Origin of the sequence: Enterococcus sp. 125944, assembly GCF_051909435.1 — a bacterium.
In the GTDB taxonomy this organism is placed as follows: Bacteria; Bacillota; Bacilli; order Lactobacillales; family Enterococcaceae; genus Enterococcus_D; species Enterococcus_D gallinarum.
Genome location: NZ_JBQASY010000006.1, coordinates 72,055 through 96,067 on the forward strand (window position 1 = coordinate 72,055; position 24,013 = coordinate 96,067).

Below are 24,013 nucleotides of genomic sequence, written 5' to 3' on the forward strand. Positions count from 1 at the left end.
GAATGAGTCATTTAAGTATCGATATTGGCGGCACAAAAATCAAATCAGGATTGGTCCAGCAAAATATCGTCACAGAAAAGAACAATTTCCCAACACCTCAGTCTCTCGAAGAATTTTCTGAATTGCTGGAAACGATCATCAACAGCTATTCAGAGAGCCACTCCTTTAAAAAAATCGCTTTTTCAGTACCAGGTTCGGTCAACGAATCCGGTACTGTCTTCTTTGGTGGCGCATTGCCTTATCTAAATGAAGTCAACTTAGGTCAGCTAATTGGAAACTTCGATCTTACGGAAGATTACCAAGTATCCGTCGAGAATGATGCCAAGGCAGCCACATTAGGAGAAATGACTTGGGGGCATTTACAAAATGTATCCAATGGAGCAGCGATTATTTTAGGGACCGGCGTGGGTGTTGGACTGTGTATCAATGGTCAGCTTTACAAAGGGAGTCACTATCAAGCAGGAGAAGTCAGCTTTATGATCCGAGACCGGCGCATTACAGGTCCAGATTCATTTGTTGGCGTTGGATTGTCGGCGGTAGCGCTGATCCAAAAATTATCTGAAACCTTGCAAGTAGCTAACGACGGACCAATCGTGTTTCAGACACTGACAGATTCTGATAACCAAATGGCACAGGATCTCTTTCTTGATTATTGCCATGAGGTCGCCGTTCTCTGTTTTGACATCCAATGCCTATTGGATATCGATAAAATCGTGATTGGCGGCGGGATCAGCCAACAGCCAACACTAATTGAAACCATCCAAAGCTGCTATCAGCGGCTACTAAAAGCAGCACCAATCATTGAACAAACATTACGACCAATCAACATCGAAGCGGCCAAGTTTCAGGCAGATGCAAATTTGATTGGCGCAGTAAAGGGGTAAATGTATGAGTAAATTTCCAAATGATTTTTTATGGGGGGCATCAACCAGTGCCTATCAAATAGAAGGGGCTTGGGACACTGATGGAAAAGGTCCTTCTGTCCAAGATGTCAAAGAGATTCCTGCTGGAACCACAGATTTTAAAGTGGCTTCGGATCATTACCATCGCTATGAAGAAGATGTCAAATTGTTCAAAGAACTAGGCATGAAAGCCTATCGTTTTTCTATTTCATGGAGTCGTGTCATGCCAAATGGCGTCGTTAATCCAGAAGGTTTGGCATTCTATCAGAAATTGATCGATTTATTGCTTGAAAACGAGATTCAGCCGGTCGTTACTGTCTTCCATTTTGATTTACCGGTTTATATCGCAGAACAAGGTGGCTGGGAAAATCGGGAAACGATTCAGTCTTTTGCAGACTACTGCCAAGTGCTGTTTGAACACTTTGGTGACAAAGTACCATTATGGCAAACCATCAATGAACAAAATGTGATGGCATTAGCTGGTTCTGTCATCGGTACAAGCCAAAAGAGTATGAAAGAAAAATTCCAAGAAAACCATCATATGCTGGTGGCACAAGCGTTAGTCACGAAGCATTTCCATGCCGGCGATCACATTGGAAAGATTGGTCCAGCGCCAAACATCGCCAGTGTATATCCAGCTTCGGATAAGCCTGAAGATCAGATGGCCGCTTTATACATGAGTGCCTTGAGAAATTGGTTGTTCCTTGATGTGGCCGTTTTTGGGAAATACAATCACAATGCTTGGCACTTATTGGAAACCATTGGTGCCGCACCAGAAGTTACGGCAGAAGATCGTCAAATCCTTCTTGACGGCACTTGTGACTATATTGCATTGAATTACTACAACACGATGACCGTCAGCAGTTATTATCAGAAAGAAAATAAAATCGATCAGCAATCAGGCTTTGGAATTCCGGGGTTCTTCCAAGCAGTTGAAAATAAAAATCTGCCAATGACTGAATTTGGCTGGCCCATTGACCCAGAAGGGTTCCGTTTCACATTGAATGAAGTTTATTCTCGCTATCGGTTGCCGATTTTGATCACCGAAAACGGTATCGGAGCCAAAGACGTTTTAACAGAAGATGGACAGGTGCACGATCAATACCGCATTAATTATCTGCAGCAGCATATTGCTCAAATGGAATTAGCCGTCAAAGATGGCGTCGAAGTGATTGGGTATTGTCCTTGGAGTGCGATCGATTTGATCAGTACCCATGAAGGCATCACGAAACGTTATGGCTTCATTTATGTCAATCGCACAGAAGATGATTTGTTGGATTTAGCCCGAGTGAAAAAAGATAGTTTTTACTGGTACCAACAAGTGATTGCACAAAATGGATTAGGAGAGTAAGTTATGTACATGCAAGAATACTCTTTCGATGAAGCAGCAGGGGCAGGATTAACCGTCTACCTTCATGAAGAAAAGCCTGAGTTTGCCCGCGTCGGCAAACGACCATTCATTTTAGTGATTCCCGGAGGAGGCTATTCCTTTTGTAGCGAACGGGAAGCGGAACCCATTGCATTGAATTTTCTTGCTCAAGGATACCATGCGGGGGTGCTTCGTTATCATGTCGGGGAGTTTCGCAGTTTTGACGCTTCCTTACAAGATGCGCAAGAAGCACTAGCTAAAATCACCGAATTGAGTGCTGGAGCATGGCCTTCGATCGATGCAGAGAAAATCGCCGTGATTGGTTTTTCTGCCGGTGGTCATCTGGCAGCTGCATTATCAACGCTTTCTGAGAGAAAACCGAGTCTTTGTATTTTAGGTTATCCTGCTATCTTACAATCTTTTGCAAAAGTCATGCAGATCAAGGCCCCGTCATTAGAAACTTGTGTGACGCCAGAAACGCCGCCTACTTTTGTCTTTTCGACGTTTGAAGACAATGTGGTACCAATTGAGAATTCACTTTTATATCTGCGGGCGTTGGAAGAAAATGATGTGCCTTTCGAAACGCATCTTTTTCAAAAAGGCAAACACGGTCTTTCATTGGCAACGGAGCGTTTCGGTAATCGAGAAGAAATGGTCGATCCCCGTTTTGGACGCTGGTTTAACGAGTGCGTGGAATGGATGGAGATCAACTGGGCGGAATCATCGACAGGTGAAATGCCAGCTGCGCTTGTTGAATGGCCCATTGCAGCCTTGATCAAAGAACCGAAAAATCGCGCCTTATTAGTCAACACTTTTCCAAGTTGGCAAGAGAAGAGTACCTTCAAAATCGTAAAAAACTTCAGTTTGCAACAGTTGACTGCCATCATTCCGGAACGCTTCCCACAAGCACAATGTGATCAGTTAGTTGCACAGCTGGTGGATCCAAGGAGAGGAGAAATAGAATGAAAGCCTGGCTCGTTCATGAAAGTTATAAAGCAGCCACGACACCTTTTGCTGAGGTGCCAGCTGAACTATCAACGGTGAAAGGGTGCAAAAATAGTTTTGCCGCTTGTCAACTGTTACTGCATGATGGCAAGCGAAACCACTTTGTTTTAGGACGTGAATTTGCGATCCCTGACGAAATCGAGATCCCTATGTACCGGATCGAAATTACTAGCGAATTGCCGGTTACGAGTCAATTTGTCGGCTATTATACTGGACAGCAGGAAATCGATTTTGCAGATAAATTGCTGGATCAAACAGCCAAAACCTATCCAGGAGATCGGATGGCTACAGTTTATTTAGAATTCCCATTGGATCAGTCCATTGCAGCAGGCAGCTATCCAGTGGAGATCGCTATTTACCGCGCCCAATTGGCCGGCGCTGATTCACTTGTTTTAAGCAAAAAAATCACGGTGGAAGTTTCCGCATTTGAATTTCCGGCAGATTACCGCGATGGCTTTAACTTAGATGTTTGGCAACAGCCATCGATTCTTGCGCGAACTTATGATGTACCGCTATGGAGTGAACAACACTTCTGTCTGTTAGAGGAAATGGCAGCAAGTTTGGCCAAAATCGGTCAAAAGGCGATTACTGTGATTGCCGGTGAAATTCCCTGGAAAGGTTGGTTTAATTATATCGTCAAAGACTATCCTGCGAATCTCTATGAGTATTCAATGATCAACGTCAATAAGACAGAATCAGGGGCTATCACCTGTGATTTTTCTGTCTTGGATCGGTATTTGAATTGTTTCTTTCAAGCAGGGATTGATCAAGAGATCGATGTTTTTGGTCTGTTAGGTGTTTGGCAGCCGCCTTTCTTCCCGATAGTGCCTATTGATTATCCGGAGGCATTAGTGGTTCGTTACTTAGATGAAGCGACTGGCAAAATGATGTTTATTCAGCAGAAAGCAGATTTGCAAAACTACATTAGACAAGTTTTTGCCCACTTTAAAGAGCTGGGTGTCTGGAAAAAAGTCCGGATCGTTTCCGATGAACCAAAAAAACATCAGATCAACCTGTTCAAAGAGTCGCTTGCTGAATTAAAAGCAATCGATGAGACGCTGCAAGTCAAAGTCGCTTTTGACAAAGAGGATGTCTTGACGGAACTTTTGCCATTGGTTGATTATCCAGTGACTTCTTATTACTGTACCTGCAATCATTACCAAGAGTTGAGTCAAAGTCATTCAGGAAAAACCCAGTATTATGTCTGCAATTACCCAGACAAGCCGAATACATTCCTCCATAGTCCATTACTTGAAACTCGCGTTCAAGGGATCTTGGCCCACCATTTTAAAACCGATGGGCTTTTACGCTGGGCTTATAATTGTTGGCCGGAAAACGCGCGGGAAGATATTCGCTACAATACGAGTTCGCTGCCGATCGGCGATATGTGCTTGATCTATCCAGCTTACTCTGGACATTTGGCACTGTCGCTACGCTACAAACAGTTACAGCGGGGAATCGAAGATTTCTATCTAGTCAAACAAGCTGAAAGACAGCAGCCAGAACAGACAGCAGACTTACTGGATACTTTTTTGACAAATCCCAATAGTCAAGAATGGATGGTAGATAGTCACCAAAGTCAGCCAGATCTGTTCCTACAAACAGCATCTGATTATGAGGCTCTTCGTGACGCGCTATTAACAATAATCGCAAAATAAATCAAAGGACCGCGAATCCTTAAGGATTCGTGGTCCTTTTTTTCAAAAATTGCAAGAAAAACGCATTTTTCCATGAAGTGAGCGTTTCGTTTTTCATTTCATGAACATTCCTCTACACTTTTAAGTAAGGTCATGGTTCTACATGACGAGCATGAAAAAAATAAGGAGGAAATGAACATGTCAAAAAAAATCAATGATCCATTAACGAAGTACTATAACGGCACATTTGAAAAGCAGGAACAGGAAGCACCAGCGGTCCAAGGAAAAATGCAGCCAGTACCAGATTGTGGTGAAACTAGCTACAATGGTTCAGGACGATTAGCAGGCCGCAAAGCATTAGTCACAGGCGGGGATTCAGGCATCGGTCGTGCAGCAGCCATTGCCTTTGCTAAAGAAGGCGCGGATGTGGCTATCAACTACTTGCCTTTTGAAGAAGAAGATGCCCAAGAAGTGAAGACTATCATCGAAGAAGCAGGTCAAAAAGCTGTATTGATTCCTGGCGATTTGAAAGACGAATCTTTTGCGCGTCAGTTGGTTCATGATGCAGCGAAAGCGTTGGATGGTTTAGATATTTTGGTCTTGAATGCAGGTATGCAACAAGCGGTCAAAGATATTAAAGATTTGACCACCCAACAAATCACGGACACATTTACAACGAATATCATCTCCATGTATTGGACAGTTCAAGAAGCCCTGGATTATTTACCGGCTGGCGGCAGTATCATTACCACTACTTCCATCCAAAGTGCAGAACCTAGTGCTCATCTGTTAGACTATGCAGCAACCAAAGGAGCGATCACTTCATTTAGTAAAGGATTGGCAGCACAATTGAGTTCAAAAGGTATTCGCGTGAATACTGTAGCACCAGGACCAATCTGGACACCACTACAAATTTCAGGAGGACAACCACAATCAGCGATCCCTGAGTTTGGACAAAAAGAATTATTAAAACGGGCTGGCCAACCCGTTGAATTAGCGCCAGTTTATGTTTTCTTAGCGTCAGATGAAGCCAGCTATGTCACAGGACAAGTCTATAGTGTAACAGGCGGAAGCTTCTTTGCTTAAAACCCGTTGTTAAAAAACGCTTACGACAATAAAAAATGCGAAGTAAGAAATACAGAGGCCTTGCATTGCTTTAGCAAGGAACCCATCTGATATTTCAGCTTCGCTTTTTTTATGGAATCATGATAAAAAATTTGTTTCAACAAGAGGATTTGCAGGTGAGGGCAAACATTTTTTTGGTAATTACTTGATTGATTTTTGCAAACAAAGATTCCCATTCATACATATTAAGTATATCTGAGAGTAGCAGAAGCTTTTCCGTTATCGCTACTTCTTCGTAATTGTCGGTAATAATCAAGTCCGCCCCTTCGATATCTTTAGTGAATGAGACCGACTTCTCTGAGTAGATGGATCGGATACGGGCTTCTATCAGCATTTTGGTTCGATATTGAATCGTTGTTCGAATGTAAATCCGAATAGTTGGACTTTCATGCATGGTGGTTTCCAGATAGAGTAGTTGGGCAAGATAGCGCAATTGTTTACGGTGAAAGAATTCTTTGTCTAAATCATTGTTTGGAAAGGTATTGACATGTTCTGTTAACAAGTGAGCAATTGCTGCATAAGTTTGACTATTGTTGTCAATCGAACTTTCATCGGGCAAGTTATAGTCTAAATTCCAAACTTTCAGCAAATCAACATCGATAAAAATCGATAGATTAAAAAATAAGAGACAACTGTTTAGAAGTTGGTCAAATGAATCTTGCTTCATAGTCGGCACAAATTTTTGTCGCCAATCTTCGATCATATCAATAAAAAAATGAACGAGAGGCTTTTTTGATTGGTAAACCAGCGCAATACTCTCTTGAATCTTTTGGCGATCAACAACTGCAGGAAGGAAAATATGCAAAAAGAAATTTAAATACAAGTATTCGGCTTGAGCGATCCGTTTATCTAAATTAGTTTTGGAGAAAAAGAACGAATCGAGAACTTCCATCGGCAAAAAGGAGTAAAAGTTCAAGAGTGCTTGAGCTTTTTTCTCGATTTCAGGCAAATATTTCTTTTGAGAAAGTCGGATGGTAATTGTTTTCCAAAAGGCAAACAATTTATTTTTAGTCAACTGATCTAAGAGAGTAGCATCAAAAAAGCTGTTGAATCGCTCGAATTCTGTTATATATTGATCAGATAAAAGCTGAAACTCGGTTGGTGCACTTTGCGTAAGAAAACTATAAATAAAGATGCGGATATCCAACTCTCTTCCAGCAAGTTCGACAATATTTTCTTCATTGGAATAGATTGAGAGGTGAAATTTCTTTAATATTAGACTGACTTTTTTTATCAGACGATACATGTGAGATTGGCTAACGTGAAGATCCGAACATAACTGGGACATTGAAGAATCTGTATGCCCAATAAGGTACTGAACCAGTTGATATTGTGGAGAACTGAGCAAGTAATGATAGACCAGCTGTGAATAAGAAGGTTCGGCACTATCTCCATTTCTTTCGATACAATATTGGTTGTAGGAATTTTTGGCGAGACAAAGGTTGACGGACAGATATTTCAAGTCTTCATTCAAAAAGTAGATATGTTTTTGCAAGCTTTTGATGGGGATTTTCAATACTCTTGATAATTTTAATAAGCTGATTCCATTGGTGTTACATACTGCTTTGAATATATCAAGCTTTTTTTCCTCTGCGGGAGAAATGAACTCTCGGTACATCAGTATTCTCCTTTTTTGCTCCATTTTTACGCAAAATATGAAGCCTATTTGTAAGGTTTTGTGATCTGTTTTTTTGGTACTTTTGATTATACTAAGTACAAATGAGAAGTCAATGTGAGGCGATGAAGAAACAATCATTTTTTTGTGGTTGAAAAAATGAAAGTATTGCCAGAAAATTGGCATCTTGTTTAATAAACAAAAAAGAAGGAATGACTTATGAAAAAAATGGTGTTGGCATTAGGTATTTTAGGAATAAGTAGTTTAGGGGTCCCAGTGACTGGTTTAGCTGCGGAAGCAAATCCATCTACTTCAATGACCAGTGAAGCATCACTAACCATCAATCCAGGGATTTTGTCCCTTGATAGTGTTTCAAATTTTGATTTTGGTACTGGGAATATCGCAGATTTCGCTCAACAAGAGAAAGTGATCACCACGGTATCAAATGAAACGTCATCTGTTTCTGATTTTCGTGGTCCAAACACAGTTGGTTGGCAATTAACAGCAAAATTATCAAAAATCTCGAATGCCGATCAAAAAGAATTAGCAAATGCAAAGATTACACTAAAAGGTACCGAAACAGCAGGAGATGCAGCTTTATCAGCAAATGCTGAATTGGTTGCTGGAGCTACCGATCCTACTTCAGTAGCAACCGCAGATGGCGCAACTGGGTTAGCAATCAATACCTTTGATTTTTCGACCACAACGTTGACCGTTCCCCAACAAAATGTTTATGGTGGTGACTATACAGGAACGATTACGTGGACATTATCTAATTCTTATCAAGCACAGTAATAGGATGGATGACAATGAGAAGACTTCTTCAGAATGCAGTATGGATCTTTTTATTTATCAGCTTTGTTTATTTTCCTGTGACTCGTGGTTATGCTGAGACCACCAGATTTACTGTTATACCAGAACTTCCCCAAAATCAAGCAAGTGAAGCAACTTATTTCGATTTGCTGGTAAATAAAGAGACTGTTCAGGAATTGATTATCGCCGTACACAATACGAGTTCCGAAGAGATAACGATCACCGCTGATGCACTGAATAGTTATTCTGCTTCCACTGGAATCATCAGTTATCAACGAAAGAAAACGGCCGAAGACTATGGAGGTAAGTCTTTTACTAGCTTTGTTTCAAACCCCATTCAAGAAGTACGCCTAAAATCTGGTGAGGAACGAAAGGTGATTTTTACACTTGATTTAAAGGAAACAGTGTTTGACGGAGAAATCTTAGGGGCTTTTTTGTTCGAAGAAGTCAAACCTCAAGAAACTGCTCACGAAGCTGATGCAAGTTTGGAATCAAACTATCAGTTGCAGTTAGGGGTACGAATGCGTCAAAGTCTACAAGAGCTGCCAAAGCCAGATTTAAAACTAGTTGAAACTAAAGCAGTCGAAAAAAATGGCAAGCCAACTTTAAAAAGCAGTATCAGTAATATTCGTCCCGTCGCATTTGGGAATATTTCTGTGAATACGACGATACGTGATAAGAATCAAGCTATTGTCGGTGGCTTTAAGTCAGAAAATTTTCAATTCGCACAAAACTCTGTCTTAGATCTCTATAGTGAATTTGAACAAGAAGAACTCAAACCGGGCACTTATACGATTCGCATCGAATTATCCTCTCAGCGAGGCACATGGGTTTTTGATGATAAGGTCGTTATCGATCGTCAAGCAGCAAAAGCTGTCAACCGAACTACGATAAATGCAGCGGCTATCGCTCAAAGAAATTTTCTGTTCTATCTATTGATTGCTATAATCATTCTATTGATTGCAATCATCCTTTTCTTGTTAGTGAAGCGGCGTAAAAACTCCGATGAAAGTGAGTGAGAAGAATGAAAAAAATGCTAAAATCTTTTTGTTTATCGCTTCTTTTTATAGGAACTTTTTGGCTGTTGCAAGGACAGCAAACAGTCTTTGCGGCGGTCACTGCGCCGGACTTTGCTACTTTACCAATTAATCAAGTAATGATCTCTACTGCAGGTAAAGCAGGTTCATTGCAAGGTGTAGAAGGGCATAACTACGTTCAAATCAATGACACAACCATAAATTCTAGCGGGGCAGTTTGGTTCAACAATCCGATTTCTTTCACACGAGATTTCCATTTGGAAATGGCTTTCTATATTGAGAATACGGCTAATGATAGCGATGGACTGGCTTTTGTGATGCAAAGTAGCGGGCCTCAAGCACTAGCTTCAGAAGCTGGATCAACAATTGGAGTTTGGTCGAATATTTCTGGAACAGACCCACTTAGTCAAGGTGCAATCGCAAATAGTATCGCAATTGAATTTGATACATATTACAACAATAATGGCGGTATCCTTGCTACTGATCGGATGATGGATCGTGATGTGACAACAAAGGGACACCATATTGCTTGGTCTTACCCTGGTTCCGATGCTTCTTATACGACAGACGGCTGGCTGATGGTGGATAAAGTCTTAAATCACTATAACACGGTTGGCGTTACGGACATTTCCGATGGAAATTGGCATACCTTTATCGTGGATTACAATGAATCTACCCAACAGTTTCATTATGCTATTCCAGATTTTAATGTAGATGTATCGATTCCTGTCGATGATACTTTTAAAAGCAATCTTAATTTAACAAATTCGGCGCCAGTTTATTTTGGTTTTACCGGTGCCAATGGCGGATTTGCCCAAAACAAAGCAGTCGCTTTCGTGGATGTTCAAGGTCTAGTCGAAATTGATATGCGGACGGGCGTCTTCCAAAGAGAGCCAGATCAGTTTATGCTGGACACGGGAACAGTAATGGATAAACCAATTGAAGTGGATGCAAGTAAAGAGATTACTTATGCAACCTATATTGATTTTAAACAAACAAGCGATCTATCAAGTTTGAATCCAGGGATTAAACTCAAACTCACACTTCCAGATAATGTATCTGTGAAAGATACTGTCTATTTTGGTAAACCAGAAGATACCATGATCAACGGTTTTCCTGATGGGGGGGCCCCAATCGAATATATAAGAGAGACAGGACAAATAAGTGTAGTATTGCCGAAATTGGAAAAAGGGAATGCCTATATTGTTCATTTTAGGGTCAAGTATAGTGGGACCCCTATAGATGCGAATATTGATGAAGTAATACCAGTTGAGACTACCTTTAGTGGAAATGCTTTTATATCCAGTTTTACTTCAGGAGGAGCCACTACCCATTTTTATACGGTAAAAGGCAAACTCCCACCAACATTGACCAGCGGACAAGCCACAATGTCAGAAGCGCAGAAAACTGCGCCGATCCTTCGACAAAATCGAAATGCCTATACTGACATCTCTGTGGAAGATAGTAATTCTACGCAGGCGCAATTATTTATAAGTGATTTATTTTCACAAGAGAAGGAATTACAGGAAGAAGACTTTACTCTAAAAACAGTTCTTGAACGAACAGATTTGTCAGATCCCTTTCACTACACTTTAGAGTCAGAGACGAGTGATCTTTCCCCAGGGACTACCTATTATTTTGCAACATATATCGTTGACACAGAAGGCAATTCATCAGCAATCCATTACTTTGCCATTGATTTTCGAGGAATCGTCGAATTAAAATCAGTCCCAGAATCTTTCAAAGGAACAACAGTCACAATCAACGAGTTGGCTCGAGCAATGGATTCTAATGGCTTGGTATCAATAAAAGTTCCAATTGCAACAACCAGCAAGCCTCTCGCAATCAGCAATACGAGTGAAGGTACATGGAAATTATCGGGACAAACCACCCCATTTATGAATAGTGGCGCCTCATTGGCTGATGAAGTCCAACTAGTTCTATACGATTCTACTGATAATTCATTGTTTTGCACCATTACTTCAGATAAAAAAGTACTTTTTGAGCAGACGCCTAGCGATAAAGATCTTTCTCTCGATTTAAGTCAGTATAATTGTTATTTACGGTTTGCCCCTAAGATAGAGACCCTTTCCCCAGGAACCTATCAAGGAAAAGTCAATTGGCAGTTAGACAGCACGATCACAGACTAATGCACGTTGGTCAGAAAGACAGACAAAAAAACGCCATTTCGGCGTTTTTTTGTCTGTCTAAGGATAAGAACTCAGCTTTCCCGATCTTTGACTACTTTTAGTACTAAAGAAAGGGCAGCCAAGGCAAAACTGCCATACTTGACAAATTTCTCAAGTGACTCGATTTTTTGTTTTTTGCTTTGTTTGCAAGCAGCACATTTCGTTTCAGCGCCATCTAGTTTTTTTCCGCACCTACAGTGTTTTTTCATTTGATCCGTCTCCTTTACAATTTTATCGATGTTTCATCAATCTCTTACTATCAATTATACATGGACAACGGGTTTATGTCCGAGATAACGCTGTTCTCCTCTCAAAGCAATCAGTGACCGCGGATAGCCTATTTTCTTGGGTATGAATGATTCGGGAGATTTGACGTGCTACCTTAAAACACCAGCAATAGGTTTATCTACAATGAGGCGGATGAACTTTGAAAATGGCTTGAAAGCCTGCTACGTTAACGATTCTCTTTCTCATTTAACGGTTTTTTGTTTCATTTCATTCCTGCAAGTGGTACGCTTTTGGTGAAAGGTGAGGTGGATAAAATGAATCGTTTAAGTAAATTTTTGATTGCCATCGGCGTAGGAGCTGCGGCGTTGATCGCTGAATTTGGCTTTGATCGACCTCCCATTGCTTTTGGTTTGATCGCGATCATCGGCGGGTTGACAGCGTTGACGATGTTGATCGACATGATCCAAACATTGCGTTCAGGAAAATATGGCGTGGATCTGTTAGCGATCACAGCCATTGTTGCTACACTTGCTGTTGGCGAATATTGGGCCAGTTTGATGGTTTTGATCATGCTGACAGGCGGCGATAGTTTGGAAGAATACGCCAGCAAACAAGCCAGCCGAGAACTTCGGCAACTGTTGCAACGTTCTCCACAGACCGCCCATCGGCTGAATGATAAAAAAGATGTTCCGGTTGAAGAACTAGCTATTGGTGATCTGGTCATCGTCCGCCCGGGAGAAATCGTTCCCGTAGACGGCTGTGTCACTGAAGGAAATACCCTTGTCGATGAATCATCCTTGACTGGTGAGTCACGACCTGTAGAGAAAAATCCCGGTGATGAATTGATGTCTGGCTCAGTCAATGGGGAAACTGCGATTACTTTTGAAGTGACGAAAAAAGCAGCAGATAGCCAATATCAAATTCTTGTTCGTTTAGTCAAAGAATCTGAAGCAAAACCTGCGCGCTTTGTTCGTTTAGCGGATCAGTATGCTGTACCATTTACGTTGGCAGCCTATGTGATTGCGGGGATTGCTTGGTTTGTATCAAAAGATCCTGTCCGCTTTGCGGAAGTCCTAGTAGTGGCGTCACCTTGTCCATTAATCTTGGCAGCACCAGTGGCTTTAGTAGCAGGCATGAGTCGCTCAAGCCGCAATGGGATTGTCATGAAAAACGGCACCACGATCGAAAAATTAGCCAAAGCAAAAACGATCGCTTTTGACAAAACAGGCACATTGACAGAGGGAAAGTTGCACGTTGAAAAAATAACTGTGACTGCTGATCAACTATCGGTCGAAGAGCTTTTGCGCATTGCGGCTAGTGCTGAGCAGGATTCCACTCATATTCTCGCCCGCTCTCTGGTTGCTTCTGCTATGGAACGAAAGCTGACTTTGCTGCCAGTCACCAACTTGAAAGAAGTGGTAGGGCAAGGGATCGAAGCAACAGTTGCTGGACACAAGATCAAAATCGGTAAACCTGATTTTGTTGGAGCAGTTGGTGTAGATGAAGCTAAAACCAATGTTTGTGTTGGTAAAGATGACCAATGGATAGGAACGATCTTTTTTGAAGATACATTACGCAAGGAAGCCAAACAAACGGTTGAGCAGTTGCGTCATCAAGGATTGAAAAAGACGATCATGTTGACAGGTGACCAAGCATTCGTTGCTCGGAAGATCGCAGCTGAAGCAGGGATCGAAACCGTTCTAGCAGACTGCTTGCCGGCAAAAAAAATTGCCGTTATAAAAGAAACAGAACCAGCTGAACGCCCGATCATCATGGTGGGGGATGGGGTCAATGATGCCCCAGCTTTAGCAGCAGCTGATATAGGCATTGCTATGGGAGCCCATGGTACTAGTGCTGCAACGGAAGCAGCAGATGCGGTAATACTACAAGATGATCTCAGCAAGGTCTCTCAAGCCGTACAGATTTCTCAAGACACGATGAGAATCGCCCGCCAATCCGTGTTGCTAGGAATCTTCATTTGTATCGTTTTAATGTTGATTGCCAGCACGGGTGTGATCCCAGCGTTGTTTGGCGCTTTGTTACAAGAAGTGATCGATACAGTATCCATTCTATCTGCACTTCGTGCTAAGAATGATCATTCTACTAGCACAGCATCATCTCTTTCAGTCAATCATCAGGCACATTAATAGGTGCAGGTCCGTGACTAAGAGCAAACAAACCTGATAACTGTGATTTTTGTGATAGCAGATGCAAGACACTTAGATTATCTGGCTATGTTTGCCTTATAAGTTACGGGCCTTTTTGATTCTTAAAGCAGGTCCGTAAAAATCCTCCTTTTTTTTAATAATACTACCGTTATATATAACAAATTTTTCTTAGCTAAAATCATTGTTTTGTTGAGTATAACTCAGCTTCACTCATACTTTGTGATGTTATTCTCATTTTTTTCTTCGTTATTCCCTCAAAATGAGAATAATTTTAGCCGATTTTATGATATATATATACGTAGGAAGTTTCAGTAGATTGACTGTGAACTGTCCGCATGAAAGGATTGATAATTCGCGTGATTGATTTAATGCTCTATAAAGAAACAGCCGACTATTTGGAGAAAGTGATCGATAAAGAGGTGCTTGACCTTGTGGAAGTAGAGTACCCTAAGGTATATACTTACATCCACCAATTGATTGATTCTTTCAAATGTGCTGTCCAACAAATAGATGGTTCAAATTTTTGGGAACTTTTTCCAGAAATACTTGGGTATGATTCACGGTTTGTTTTATTGAACTCATTGATTCTAGTAAGAGATGAATTCTTGACAGAAGAAGAAATCATCCAAATGATCGAAACCGATTATACTCATTTAAATAAAGAATCTTGCGGTTATTCTTTGAAAGATCAGGAACATGAAAGCCTTATCTTCAATATCAAATAAATGATTTCCTAAAATCGCAAGGAGCAGCCGACCAGCATCAGTGGTCGGCTGTTTATTTGTTTAAATTTACGCATTGTTTATTCAATAATCTTAAAAATATTTTGAAAAAATGGTAAATATAGATTATTATTGATATATGAATGAAGAATAACTGAAAAGTCTTTTCAATTCAGCGTTACAGTTAGACTGGATTCAGGAAATTAGCTATATAACATTGTTCATGGAATGAGCAAAGAGAAAGGGGCATATATGGATTATTTGAATTTTTCAAAAAAAGAGTGGGAGATTCTGATTTGTTTTTGGAATGCTCAGGAACCACTATGTTGCAGTGATTTTAGTGAGCGTTTTAACTTGAATCGCAACACTTCGTTATCAGTCATCAGAAAATTAGTCAATAAAGGCATACTGGAAGTTGCGAGCATCAAAATGAGCGGTTCGGTTTTAACACGTCGTTTTCAACCCAAAGTGACTGAATTAGAAGTACTGCAGTCGATTCTTAACCAAGATCAGATTTTTGCTATGCTTCAGGTGGCGATTGGTCGTCTCGAAGAAAAGCAGTTAGCGATGTTAATGGACAAAATTACTGCTAAAAAACAAGAGCTTTCAATGCCAAAAGACCATCAGTGATCTTGCTTGTCCAAAGAGAGCCAACAAAAAAAGATCTGACTTATGGACTGCGCTTAAGAAGTTAGTTTTTCGGCTAACGTTTCGAGCAATCCGGTAAGTCGGATCTTTTTTAGCTAGTTTTCTGAAACTGATGCAGCATTTTTGTCGTCAAGCGATGTAAATCAGCTAGTTCTGTAGGAGACAATGGCAGGAAGTCTTTGACTTTACTGGGAATATTCACCGCAGAATCATGGAGCAGCTGCCCTTTTCCTGTCAATGACACATTTAAAGAACGTTCGTCCTCTTGATTGCGAGTTCTTGAAAGATAGCCTTTCATTTCGAGTTTCTTTAAAACCGGAGTCAAAGTTCCAGAGTCCAGACACAGAGAATCGCCCAATTCTTTTACTGTCAATGTTCCTTGCTCCCATAAGACGAGCATCACGAGATATTGCGTATAGGTCAAGTCCAGTGGGTCCAGTAATCCTTTATAATGCTTGATAATTTCTTTCGAAGCGGCGTATAGAGGAAAACATAGTTGGTTTTCAAGTGCTAAGTCATTCATGTCCTCACTCCTTTTTATACTGACGCTTCTTATCATAGCTTTTTTGTATCGGAAAGTCTACTCACTAACAGCTTTGACGGTTACTTCAATATTGCCGGCTGTTGCTTTTGAATAAGGACATACGGTATGAGCAATTTCTAGTAATTCTTGTGTTTCATCTAATGAAAGACCTTCTACAAATCCTTCAATCTCTACTCCTAGAACAAAACTACTTTCATTTTCGGCATAAAGTGAAACTTGTGCACTTACGGTTGATGCGCCATCAATTCCTTTACTTTGCTTTACAAGTTCAAGAGCACTGTTGAAACAAGCACTAAAACCAGCGGCAAAAAGTTGTTCTGGGTTAGTGGCATTTTCGACCCGTTTACCAGGTGCTGCGATGGATAATTCGAAGGAATGATCAGGACTATGAACTTCTCCTGAACGGCCACCTGTGTTGATCATCTTTGTAGAATACATTTTTTTCATCTAACTTCACTCCTGTTTTTTGATTTTGTACAATTAGATTGCACGCAATTTAATTGTGGAAAGCAATTAAGTTGCTTGCAAAAGCAGGTTTTTATATTTTTACTTGTTTTTACATTAAATTGAAAGTAAAAGTTTAAATAATTACTGTGTAGCAAGGCAAAACATGATATGATGATAGCACAGAATCTAAGGATAGTTGGTTAGTGAAGAGGGTGACTAAAATCGTAGAATATATGGAAAACCGCGCAGTCGGGAAATATTTTCGTTCCGCGACAGATCATTATGCCGGATTCATTCGAATCTTTGGTACGTATACTGAATATCGGGTTGTTGCCGGTATTCCAGCAGAGAATGTGATGCTGGAGATCATCGGCGTTGAAAATGGGATCTTGCTGACACAAGTGAACAATACATTATTTGAAAATGGAAGAGGGTATATTCAATGATTATCGTACAAATTATCTTAATCGTTCTTGTCATAGCGATCGTGATTTGGCTGTTGGCAAGCACTGCTGTTATCGTTCGACAAGGTGAAGTAAAAGTAGTTGAGAGTTTTGGGAAGTATGTTAAGACACTTGAACCAGGTCTACACTTTTTAGTCCCTATTTTATATACAGTCAGAGAACGAGTATCACTTAAACAGATTCCTTTAGAAATTGAACCGCAAAGTGCTATCACGAAGGATAATGTTATCGTTCAAATTGATGAAGCCATCAAATACCATGTCACAGATGTCCGGGCGTTTGTTTATGATAATGAAAACTCGGTCGTTTCTATGATCCAAGATGCGCAATCCAATTTGCGAGGAATCATTGGGAAAATGGATCTAAATGAAGTTCTCAACGGAACAGAAGAAATCAACGTGGCGTTGTTTACTTCCATTAAAGATATCACAGCGGGGTATGGGTTGGCGATCGACCGAATCAATATTGGTGAGATCAAAGTTTCGCAAGAAATCATTGAATCAATGAACAAACTGATCACTGCTTCACGGGATAAAGAATCCATGATCACGCGGGCACAAGGGGAGAAATCTTCTGCTGTCTTAAGTGCGGAAGCCAAAGCTTCTCAAATGACGATCGATGCCCAAGCCAGAGCGGAACAAACTCAGATTGATGCGGAAGCTCGTGCTAAACGTGTACGGATCGATGCAGACGCCGAAGCAGAACGAATTGCTAAAATTACTGAAGCAGAACGTAAACGGATCTTAGCCATCAATGAAGCAATCAAAGAAAGTCAATTAGACGAACGTTCACTCTCTTACTTGGGCATTGAAGCCTTTAAAGATATTGTCAACAGTAAGACGAATACAGTCATTCTACCATCAAACATGACAGAATTAGGCAATATTCCAGTTGTGAAACAACTCTGGGAACAAACAGACAAAACCAGCGAATAACAAACTAACTGAATCAACCAACATAAATGAGCTCCACCCATTGTTTGATAAACATGGCTGGAGCTCGTTTTTGATTTGTTGAACAATAGATTGATTACTGGATAGTTGTTGTCTTATTGGTACTTGTGGCGTAGTCTTTGTTTATCCTAAAGAGAAGACGTAGTAATAGTTCGATTGTCTACTATCAACAATGCGATCATCACATAACCGATCCAACTATCTCTGGAATAGAGAATATAACGAGGAGACCAATAAGCTGCATACTTGCTCTTGTACTCCCGCAATCCCTCAAAGGAATAAAAGTGAGAACCAAAGTTATAGATCAAATAGGCGATCCGTTCTTGAATGAAACTGCTTCTGAACGTCCCTACATTCGCCAGCGGGGCCATCCCTAAGTCGAACTGTTCGAATCCTTGGTTTTTAAAATAATCGAAGAGATTGATGAACAAAAAGTCCATTGTGCCATTAGGTGCTTTTTCAGGATCATGACGCATTAAGTCGATTGACCCACAACCTGTCTGATAAGTAGGCATAAAAGAAGCAAATGCCACAATTTCTTGCTGTTGGTTCTTGACGACAGCGATTGGGACGGTGCTCAAGTAATCTTCAGAGAAAAATCCTAATGAGAAACCTTTCTCTTTGCGACCATCTAGCCAGCGATCAGAAATATCTCGTAGCTTGGCAAATGTTTCCGCATTGTACGGTGGTTGTAGGACATCGAAAGTAAAGCCTTCTTTATTGATTTTGTTGTTTAATGCCCGTTGACCCTTCATTTTTTTGCCAGACAAGGTGAAATTCTGTAGGTCCACGAAGGCTTTCTCACCAAATTTGATGAAGTCATAGCCGAATTCATGAAGCAGCATGACCATTTCTTCACTGCTTTCATAGAAGACAGGCAAATAATTCCACTGATCCATTTCTGTGATAAAGGCTTCTAGTGCAGCAGCAAAATCCTCTTGCTTACCAGCTGGGTCCCCCATGACCAAACATTTATTGTTATAGGTCGTAAACTGGAAAAAGACGGTAGGATCGGTCTCGTTCGGATAGAAATAGACTTCTTTATCTTTCAAAAAGACAAGATGGCTATCACTAGTCCCACCGTAGGTCTCTAAAAGAGTCAAGATTTTTTCATTCTCAGGTCTCTGTCCAATTTGATGTTTGGGTCCCATTAAATAGCGTGAGAAAAGCAAGACCGCGATAGCGACGATCATGATAGCCAGAAAGCCTTGCAACCATAACTTTTCAGAAGGAAACAAAAGAAAATCAATGGAACGATGGGCGGGATGACGATTTAAATGGGGCATGTTATAGACCCCAATAATCACATAAAGGACAGTCAAAGATCCCATCAAAAGGCCATCGATCGTCAGCCATTCCCAAGAATAAACCAGTTGCTTACGAAATAGTTCACTTTTGGAAAGGACCATAATCGCCAATAAGAAGAGCAAGAAACACATGGTTGAAAAGCGGAAACCGGCTAAGACCGCATAGCCGATCGTTGCTGCAATCAACAGCAATGTTGGAAAATAAGCGCGCGAAACACGAGCTGAAACCCCACGACCAGCAATGATGAAAAGATAGCCTAAGAAAATACTTGGGTATTGCATGACAAAATTCAACCGTATCGGATTAAGATGGGCTAACCATTGAATGTGGTCAAATGCTTCCGGAATCGTTGCTGACAAAACCAGCATCGTACCAGTCAAATAGAGCAACAGTACTTCAATCTTATGGAATACTTCTAAAAGCAATCCTTTAGGAATACCAGAAAAGCGTGTGTTGAGCGTTACACTGACATTTTTAGAGAACAAAAGCACCCCAATCAAAAACGGAATGATGTAATAGAATAGCCGGAATAGCAGAAGCCACGCTACGACGCTTTCTCGGGGAATATTCAATGAACCCATTCCCATGATCATCATGACATCAAAGGTTCCTAATTCTCCGGGAATCATTGATACGATCCCTATCACAGATGCAGCAATAAATAATGGCAGTATTTGAAAAATATCCACAGAGATCCCCATCAGCATACCGGTGGTGATAAAGGCCGTAAATACCCCTACCCATTCCAATAATGAAACCAAAATCAGTTGACCGCGGTCAGAAGGGGTCAGACCGCCTAAATAGCCATTCTTCTTCGACAAACTTAAGACATAGACCACTGGAAAGTACAAACTTCCTCCCAATAGCCAAATCCAATATTGCTGCAGATAATCAGTTGTTGGCCCAAAGACGACGAACCCTAATGCCAGTAATGATAAAAGCGATAACCCAGACATCAGATAAATAAAAATTTTCGAAATTGCTTGAGCAACATCTTTGCCATTTTTTTCTTTGCCATAGAATTCGGAGCGAAGACCAATGCTGATAAAACCGCCGAATCCTACAAGATTATTCATGGTATTGATGATCCAGCTTGTTTCACTTAAATAACGGGCAGAAAGCTTTTGTCCTAAGAGCCGATTTAAGATAATGTCATAACCAATCATTGGCGCAATACAAAGCAAACTAATCAAAAGCATCAATGCAACACGCCAAACCGCTAATTCGGAAAACAGTGTCGTCAATTGATCGACGGAAATCGTCTTGCTTAAGGAAAGCAATTCACCTAAAACGATCACTGCTACAGCGATCAAAAAGAGTCCTTTGAACAAGGAGAGATGGTTACGAATCCATGTAAAAAGTTTCATTTTATTGTCCCACCTTATCTAAGAAAGAAAGAACTTTCTGATTGAATATATTTGGATTTTTGCGAGCAAAACTATGTCCTTGTCCCTTTACTACCATGAAATTGGCATTCGGAATATGATTGGCTAGATAAAATGAATGAGACAATTTGATTGAATCTCTTTTTCCTACCAAAATCAGTGTTGGGACAGTAATTTTTTTTAAATCGGTGGCTGATAAACCGATGTTACGAAAGAGTAGTGCAAGAATCGGTAAAAAACCACGCATGCCTTTATCGAAAGGCGCGCAAAGCCAAACGACTGCATATTGGATCAGACTGCCGATCCGTGCAAACAGCCGAACCCCTTTAGGATCCGTATTGCCGGAATTTAAAATCAGACAACTCACTAATTCCGGATATTTAAAACAAAACACCATAGCTAAATTTGCGCCATCACTAAATCCTAGAAGAGCTACCTTTGACAGGTGTTCTTTTTGAATAATGGCATACAAGTCATCAGCCATCAAGAAAAAATCAATTTTTTTGCGGGTATTCGTTGATTTGCCATGCCCACGGCTGTCTATCAAGTACAGCTGATGTTTCTGACTTAATTCAGCTATCTGATTAGCAAAGTAAGCACTGCTCCCGCCATTGCCATGCAATAAGAATAATGGCTTGCCTTTTCCAATTTTCTCATAGTAAAGGACCGAGCCATCTTGCATTTTGGCATAACACTTTTCAGATTCCATTTTTTCACCTACTTTCTTTGAGTATACCTTGAAGCCCGCGATTGATAAAATCAAATGGTGATTTTTCACTAGAAATAATCATCGTTTATTCATTTTTGTCTTAGAAAACTGCTATCTTATTATATTAAGAAATCAGACAGATGCTGCTCTTTAGATTCATTTCTAGCCATATCTTAGGAGATCACTTCGAAATGGAACAGAAAACTTTGCCAAAATAGAAAATTTTCACATTTTCCCCCGTATTTTTCCCTCTTATTTTTTAGAAGGAAACTATAGAAGAGAACTATAGAAGAAAACCATAGAAGAAAACCATAGAAGAGAACTATAGAAGAGAACTACGCAAAGCAGCAAGGATACCCCATAGTGTCTCCCATTCAGTGACAATGGTTTTCATTAAACGGGGGAACAATGAATGATTTAAAGCTTGTTTAACATGTCAAAAGGAAATCAACAAGGTGCCTTCTGAATTTTTTTCATTCAGTTTGACCTGCAAGATGCATTCGTGGCGCAGAAAGCAAATGTTTGTTATTCCTAAAAGATTATATCTCTCCAATAATTACTGCAAAGTTTCAGGAATTCAGTTATTATTTTCAAGTTGTTATCTTGATGCTGGAGGGAAATAAATGAGAGAGACTAGATATGAAGAATTGAAGCGAGCAGAAAAGGGCGCTCTGCTTAGTATCATTGCCTATCTATTGATTTCATTCGTTAAATTATTGATCGGTAAAATAGCTGGATCGGAAGCTTTATGGGCAGATGGTTTAAATAATGCCACCGATATAATCGCTTCAGTGGCTGTTTTGATAGGTCTACGCTTAGCTCAAAAACCGGCTGATGAAGAACATAAGTATGGACATTGGAAAGCAGAGAATGTAGCAAGTTTGATTACGTCATTGATCATGCTTGCTGTAGGGCTGCAAGTACTTTATTCCTCTGTCTGGTCCTTGATTCAAGGGGAGACAGAAAGTCCTGATATGCTTGCGGCAATTATAGGTGTGGTCTCAGCTATTCTCATGTATGGTGTGTATACCTTCAATCGAAGATTGGCTGCACAAGTAAAAAGTTCCGCACTGCTTGCTGCTGCCAAAGACAATCGCAGCGATGCTTGGACCAGCATCGGAACCGCCATTGCCATTTTTGCCGCTTCTTTTGGCTGGGGGTGGCTTGATAGTCTAACAGCGATCGTTGTCGCTGTTCTGATCCTAAAAACGGCCATTGATATTTTTAAAGAAAGTGCCTTCTCATTGTCAGATGGTTTTGATCAAACATTGGTCAACGAGTACGAACAAGTCGTAGCCGATTTTCCGGAAGTAAAATCTGTCAAGAGTATTCGCGGCAGAATGTATGGCGCAAATGTGTTTCTTGATATTGTTATTACGATGGACAAATATTTGACAGTTGAAAAAAGTCATGCAGTAGCTGATGCCATAGAAGCATTGCTGTCTGATCGTTTCAATGTCTATGATACAGATATTCATATTGAACCAGATTAATTGCCGATTTATTTTTAAGGGTCATTTTGTGTTGTGTAAGTTAAAAAAAACAGTGTAAACACCACGTTTCTAGCATGTAAACATCCCGTTGCTTCTTTTTTTATTGAAAGAATGGCAAACTATTCTTATCAGAAAAAGAAAGTAGGGATCGTATGGAGATGATAAATATCACTGACCTTCAAGCAAAGAAAATTAATGAAGTGGGACAACCTGTCCTTTTAGAAATTTGTAAAAATTATATTTTATCAGTAGAAGATAGACAGATATTAGCTCTTCTTCAGAAACAAATTACAGAAAAAAAAGCTGAACTCGTTTGAGATTCAACTCGTTTTAGTCAAGTACAAAAAGAAAAGCAGCAGTTTGATCCATCAATGATCAAGCTGCTGCTTTTTTAGCCTTTGAGAAAAGAAAGAATGAAGGTAATCCAACTTTTCTTTTGTCAGAGAAGATCAGTAGTCTGATGATATCCTAGAGGAAAGCAAAAGTAGAAATAAGAAAGATTTCGGTAGAAAGAAGTGATTCGATTTTTATAAAAGTCTTTTAAAAGACTTCAAAAAAACTTTTTGAAGTTAGTGACCGCTAGTCATTTTAATGCCTACAATACTGATCAATAATAATCCAACAAAAAGCCAAGTGGCTGGGTTTATCTTGTCATGGAACAATACCACACCAATGATGACTGAACCCACCGCACCGATCCCAGTCCAGATAGGGTAGGATAAACTCATTGGCAGTTGTTTGATTGCTTGCGACAAAAAGAAAAAACTGGCGATCATACCAATAATGGTGTAAATCGTAAAATTGATTTTTGTAAATCCTTCACTCCATTTCATCGTTGTGGACCAGAATACTTCTAGTACGCCAGCTAATAATAGTTCGAGCCAAGCCATTCTATTTCCCTCCTTTTTGATTATTTAGAAAACAAAAAGAGGAAGACCATTCCTTCTAAGACCTACTGGAATGATCGTCCTCTTTTAACTACCCGGTGGCAGTCTCTATTTTCTTGTAACCAGTATAGCACACTCGGATTTTTTTGGGGAATGAAAAAAACTTATCGAAAAAATGAGGGGTAGCACTTTCGGATAAAAATTGAAAGAAAGAGAAACTGTTCCAGAAAATGAGCTGGTCCTGTTTCTCGTCATCGCATCTAATTTTTCCTAACAAACTTGATGCGATCAGCAGAACTTTCTGATGGTGCTAAATCTTTCTTTCAATTGCGGATAGACAACATTATCAATAGTTAAGACAAAGA

22 protein-coding genes are annotated in these 24,013 nt (G+C 40.3%); 15 read left to right on the forward strand and 7 right to left on the reverse strand.

Annotation, left to right across the window (positions count from 1 at the left end; all coding sequences use genetic code 11):
• The first annotated feature begins 2 nt into the window (after positions 1–2).
• From ACTFWY_RS07205 to ACTFWY_RS07225, 5 genes are all read left to right on the forward strand, one after another.
• Positions 3–884 (forward strand): ROK family protein, encoded by an 882-nt coding sequence (locus ACTFWY_RS07205; RefSeq protein WP_311828237.1) that lies wholly within the window; start codon positions 3–5, stop codon positions 882–884.
• 4 nt (positions 885–888) lie between these two features.
• Positions 889–2,253: a glycoside hydrolase family 1 protein gene (locus ACTFWY_RS07210; RefSeq protein WP_311828238.1), complete on the forward strand. Its 1,365-nt coding sequence runs from the start codon at positions 889–891 to the stop codon at positions 2,251–2,253.
• Between the two features lie 3 nt (positions 2,254–2,256).
• Positions 2,257–3,237 (forward strand): alpha/beta hydrolase, encoded by a 981-nt coding sequence (locus tag ACTFWY_RS07215; RefSeq protein WP_311828239.1) that lies wholly within the window; start codon positions 2,257–2,259, stop codon positions 3,235–3,237.
• A complete protein-coding gene (locus ACTFWY_RS07220; protein ID WP_195957076.1) occupies positions 3,234–4,934 on the forward strand; it encodes a DUF4091 domain-containing protein in 1,701 nt (566 codons plus the stop codon). The genes ACTFWY_RS07215 and ACTFWY_RS07220 overlap by 4 nt, the downstream gene beginning before the upstream one ends.
• 177 nt (positions 4,935–5,111) lie before the next feature.
• A complete protein-coding gene (locus ACTFWY_RS07225) occupies positions 5,112–5,999 on the forward strand; it encodes an SDR family oxidoreductase (protein WP_003126107.1) in 888 nt (295 codons plus the stop codon).
• Positions 6,000–6,135: 136 nt separating this feature from the next.
• On the opposite strand, the gene ACTFWY_RS07230 is transcribed toward ACTFWY_RS07225, so the two are convergent.
• Positions 6,136–7,656: a helix-turn-helix domain-containing protein gene (locus ACTFWY_RS07230; protein ID WP_311828241.1), complete on the reverse strand. Its 1,521-nt coding sequence runs from the start codon at positions 7,654–7,656 to the stop codon at positions 6,136–6,138.
• A 216-nt stretch (positions 7,657–7,872) separates the two neighbouring features.
• Between ACTFWY_RS07230 and ACTFWY_RS07235 the strand changes: the two genes are divergently transcribed.
• The 3 genes from ACTFWY_RS07235 to ACTFWY_RS07245 are packed head-to-tail and all read left to right on the forward strand — an operon-like array spanning position 7,873 to position 11,653.
• A complete protein-coding gene (locus tag ACTFWY_RS07235; protein WP_081131666.1) occupies positions 7,873–8,448 on the forward strand; it encodes a WxL domain-containing protein in 576 nt (191 codons plus the stop codon).
• 14 nt (positions 8,449–8,462) lie between these two features.
• A complete protein-coding gene (locus tag ACTFWY_RS07240; RefSeq protein ID WP_103299609.1) occupies positions 8,463–9,485 on the forward strand; it encodes a DUF916 and DUF3324 domain-containing protein in 1,023 nt (340 codons plus the stop codon).
• 5 nt (positions 9,486–9,490) lie between these two features.
• Entirely contained in the window at positions 9,491–11,653 is a 2,163-nt protein-coding gene (locus tag ACTFWY_RS07245; protein WP_439926719.1) for an L-type lectin-domain containing protein, read from the forward strand.
• Between the two features lie 71 nt (positions 11,654–11,724).
• Here ACTFWY_RS07245 and ACTFWY_RS07250 read toward each other — a convergent pair whose 3' ends face one another.
• Complete coding sequence (locus ACTFWY_RS07250; RefSeq protein ID WP_005471055.1) at positions 11,725–11,901, reverse strand: hypothetical protein; 177 nt, start codon at positions 11,899–11,901, stop codon at positions 11,725–11,727.
• Positions 11,902–12,234: 333 nt separating this feature from the next.
• On the opposite strand from ACTFWY_RS07250, the gene ACTFWY_RS07255 reads away from it, so the two are divergent.
• The 3 genes from ACTFWY_RS07255 (at position 12,235) to ACTFWY_RS07265 (ending at position 15,440) form a co-directional block, all read left to right on the forward strand.
• Positions 12,235–14,067, forward strand: coding sequence for a heavy metal translocating P-type ATPase (locus tag ACTFWY_RS07255; RefSeq protein ID WP_081131663.1), 1,833 nt, complete (start codon positions 12,235–12,237; stop codon positions 14,065–14,067).
• Between the two features lie 356 nt (positions 14,068–14,423).
• Positions 14,424–14,813 carry a DUF7006 family protein gene (locus ACTFWY_RS07260; RefSeq protein ID WP_003126117.1) on the forward strand — a complete coding sequence of 130 codons (390 nt, stop codon included), beginning with the start codon at positions 14,424–14,426 and terminating at the stop codon, positions 14,811–14,813.
• A gap of 249 nt (positions 14,814–15,062) precedes the next feature.
• Positions 15,063–15,440 (forward strand): hypothetical protein, encoded by a 378-nt coding sequence (locus ACTFWY_RS07265; RefSeq protein ID WP_311828243.1) that lies wholly within the window; start codon positions 15,063–15,065, stop codon positions 15,438–15,440.
• 109 nt (positions 15,441–15,549) lie between these two features.
• On the opposite strand, the gene ACTFWY_RS07270 is transcribed toward ACTFWY_RS07265, so the two are convergent.
• Positions 15,550–15,981, reverse strand: a complete 432-nt coding sequence (locus tag ACTFWY_RS07270) for a MarR family winged helix-turn-helix transcriptional regulator (protein WP_003126119.1) — start codon at positions 15,979–15,981, stop codon at positions 15,550–15,552.
• A gap of 57 nt (positions 15,982–16,038) precedes the next feature.
• On the reverse strand, positions 16,039–16,449 hold the full coding sequence (locus ACTFWY_RS07275) for an Ohr family peroxiredoxin (protein WP_060814084.1): 411 nt from the start codon (positions 16,447–16,449) through the stop codon (positions 16,039–16,041).
• Between the two features lie 233 nt (positions 16,450–16,682).
• Here ACTFWY_RS07275 and ACTFWY_RS07280 point away from each other — a divergent pair, with 233 nt between their 5' ends.
• Both ACTFWY_RS07280 and ACTFWY_RS07285 read left to right on the forward strand, forming a co-directional pair.
• Positions 16,683–16,895, forward strand: a complete 213-nt coding sequence (locus tag ACTFWY_RS07280) for a hypothetical protein (RefSeq protein ID WP_060814083.1) — start codon at positions 16,683–16,685, stop codon at positions 16,893–16,895.
• Complete coding sequence (locus ACTFWY_RS07285; RefSeq protein ID WP_060814082.1) at positions 16,892–17,848, forward strand: SPFH domain-containing protein; 957 nt, start codon at positions 16,892–16,894, stop codon at positions 17,846–17,848. The genes ACTFWY_RS07280 and ACTFWY_RS07285 overlap by 4 nt, the downstream gene beginning before the upstream one ends.
• A 146-nt stretch (positions 17,849–17,994) precedes the next feature.
• On the opposite strand, the gene mprF is transcribed toward ACTFWY_RS07285, so the two are convergent.
• Together mprF and ACTFWY_RS07295 are read right to left on the reverse strand one after the other, a co-directional pair.
• Positions 17,995–20,541: a bifunctional lysylphosphatidylglycerol flippase/synthetase MprF gene (gene mprF, locus ACTFWY_RS07290; RefSeq protein WP_003126123.1), complete on the reverse strand. Its 2,547-nt coding sequence runs from the start codon at positions 20,539–20,541 to the stop codon at positions 17,995–17,997.
• A 1-nt stretch (position 20,542) separates the two neighbouring features.
• Entirely contained in the window at positions 20,543–21,268 is a 726-nt protein-coding gene (locus ACTFWY_RS07295) for an alpha/beta fold hydrolase (protein WP_003126124.1), read from the reverse strand.
• 623 nt (positions 21,269–21,891) lie between these two features.
• Here ACTFWY_RS07295 and ACTFWY_RS07300 point away from each other — a divergent pair.
• Together ACTFWY_RS07300 and ACTFWY_RS07305 are read left to right on the forward strand one after the other, a co-directional pair.
• Positions 21,892–22,761: a cation diffusion facilitator family transporter gene (locus ACTFWY_RS07300; RefSeq protein WP_021149989.1), complete on the forward strand. Its 870-nt coding sequence runs from the start codon at positions 21,892–21,894 to the stop codon at positions 22,759–22,761.
• A 152-nt stretch (positions 22,762–22,913) separates the two neighbouring features.
• Entirely contained in the window at positions 22,914–23,078 is a 165-nt protein-coding gene (locus ACTFWY_RS07305) for a hypothetical protein (RefSeq protein ID WP_311828244.1), read from the forward strand.
• 252 nt (positions 23,079–23,330) lie between these two features.
• Here ACTFWY_RS07305 and ACTFWY_RS07310 read toward each other — a convergent pair whose 3' ends face one another.
• Complete coding sequence (locus tag ACTFWY_RS07310; protein WP_081131659.1) at positions 23,331–23,651, reverse strand: DMT family transporter; 321 nt, start codon at positions 23,649–23,651, stop codon at positions 23,331–23,333.
• Between the last annotated feature and the right edge of the window lie 362 nt (positions 23,652–24,013).

What these genes read in the sequence shown, in the direction of transcription:
- ACTFWY_RS07220 (WP_195957076.1), top strand. Translation starts at nt 3,234, where the DNA reads ATGAAAGCCTGGCTCGTTCATGAAAGTTATAAAGCAGCCACGACACCT.
- ACTFWY_RS07250 (WP_005471055.1), bottom strand. Translation starts at nt 11,901, where the DNA reads ATGAAAAAACACTGTAGGTGCGGAAAAAAACTAGATGGCGCTGAAACG.
- ACTFWY_RS07285 (WP_060814082.1), top strand. Translation starts at nt 16,892, where the DNA reads ATGATTATCGTACAAATTATCTTAATCGTTCTTGTCATAGCGATCGTG.
- ACTFWY_RS07295 (WP_003126124.1), bottom strand. Translation starts at nt 21,268, where the DNA reads ATGGAATCTGAAAAGTGTTATGCCAAAATGCAAGATGGCTCGGTCCTT.
- ACTFWY_RS07205 (WP_311828237.1), top strand. Translation starts at nt 3, where the DNA reads ATGAGTCATTTAAGTATCGATATTGGCGGCACAAAAATCAAATCAGGA.
- ACTFWY_RS07260 (WP_003126117.1), top strand. Translation starts at nt 14,424, where the DNA reads ATGAAAGGATTGATAATTCGCGTGATTGATTTAATGCTCTATAAAGAA.
- ACTFWY_RS07215 (WP_311828239.1), top strand. Translation starts at nt 2,257, where the DNA reads ATGTACATGCAAGAATACTCTTTCGATGAAGCAGCAGGGGCAGGATTA.
- ACTFWY_RS07235 (WP_081131666.1), top strand. Translation starts at nt 7,873, where the DNA reads ATGAAAAAAATGGTGTTGGCATTAGGTATTTTAGGAATAAGTAGTTTA.
- ACTFWY_RS07230 (WP_311828241.1), bottom strand. Translation starts at nt 7,656, where the DNA reads ATGTACCGAGAGTTCATTTCTCCCGCAGAGGAAAAAAAGCTTGATATA.
- ACTFWY_RS07265 (WP_311828243.1), top strand. Translation starts at nt 15,063, where the DNA reads ATGGATTATTTGAATTTTTCAAAAAAAGAGTGGGAGATTCTGATTTGT.
- ACTFWY_RS07305 (WP_311828244.1), top strand. Translation starts at nt 22,914, where the DNA reads ATGGAGATGATAAATATCACTGACCTTCAAGCAAAGAAAATTAATGAA.
- mprF (WP_003126123.1), bottom strand. Translation starts at nt 20,541, where the DNA reads ATGAAACTTTTTACATGGATTCGTAACCATCTCTCCTTGTTCAAAGGA.
- ACTFWY_RS07280 (WP_060814083.1), top strand. Translation starts at nt 16,683, where the DNA reads ATGGAAAACCGCGCAGTCGGGAAATATTTTCGTTCCGCGACAGATCAT.
- ACTFWY_RS07255 (WP_081131663.1), top strand. Translation starts at nt 12,235, where the DNA reads ATGAATCGTTTAAGTAAATTTTTGATTGCCATCGGCGTAGGAGCTGCG.
- ACTFWY_RS07275 (WP_060814084.1), bottom strand. Translation starts at nt 16,449, where the DNA reads ATGAAAAAAATGTATTCTACAAAGATGATCAACACAGGTGGCCGTTCA.
- ACTFWY_RS07300 (WP_021149989.1), top strand. Translation starts at nt 21,892, where the DNA reads ATGAGAGAGACTAGATATGAAGAATTGAAGCGAGCAGAAAAGGGCGCT.
- ACTFWY_RS07240 (WP_103299609.1), top strand. Translation starts at nt 8,463, where the DNA reads ATGAGAAGACTTCTTCAGAATGCAGTATGGATCTTTTTATTTATCAGC.
- ACTFWY_RS07225 (WP_003126107.1), top strand. Translation starts at nt 5,112, where the DNA reads ATGTCAAAAAAAATCAATGATCCATTAACGAAGTACTATAACGGCACA.
- ACTFWY_RS07310 (WP_081131659.1), bottom strand. Translation starts at nt 23,651, where the DNA reads ATGGCTTGGCTCGAACTATTATTAGCTGGCGTACTAGAAGTATTCTGG.
- ACTFWY_RS07270 (WP_003126119.1), bottom strand. Translation starts at nt 15,981, where the DNA reads ATGAATGACTTAGCACTTGAAAACCAACTATGTTTTCCTCTATACGCC.
- ACTFWY_RS07210 (WP_311828238.1), top strand. Translation starts at nt 889, where the DNA reads ATGAGTAAATTTCCAAATGATTTTTTATGGGGGGCATCAACCAGTGCC.
- ACTFWY_RS07245 (WP_439926719.1), top strand. Translation starts at nt 9,491, where the DNA reads ATGAAAAAAATGCTAAAATCTTTTTGTTTATCGCTTCTTTTTATAGGA.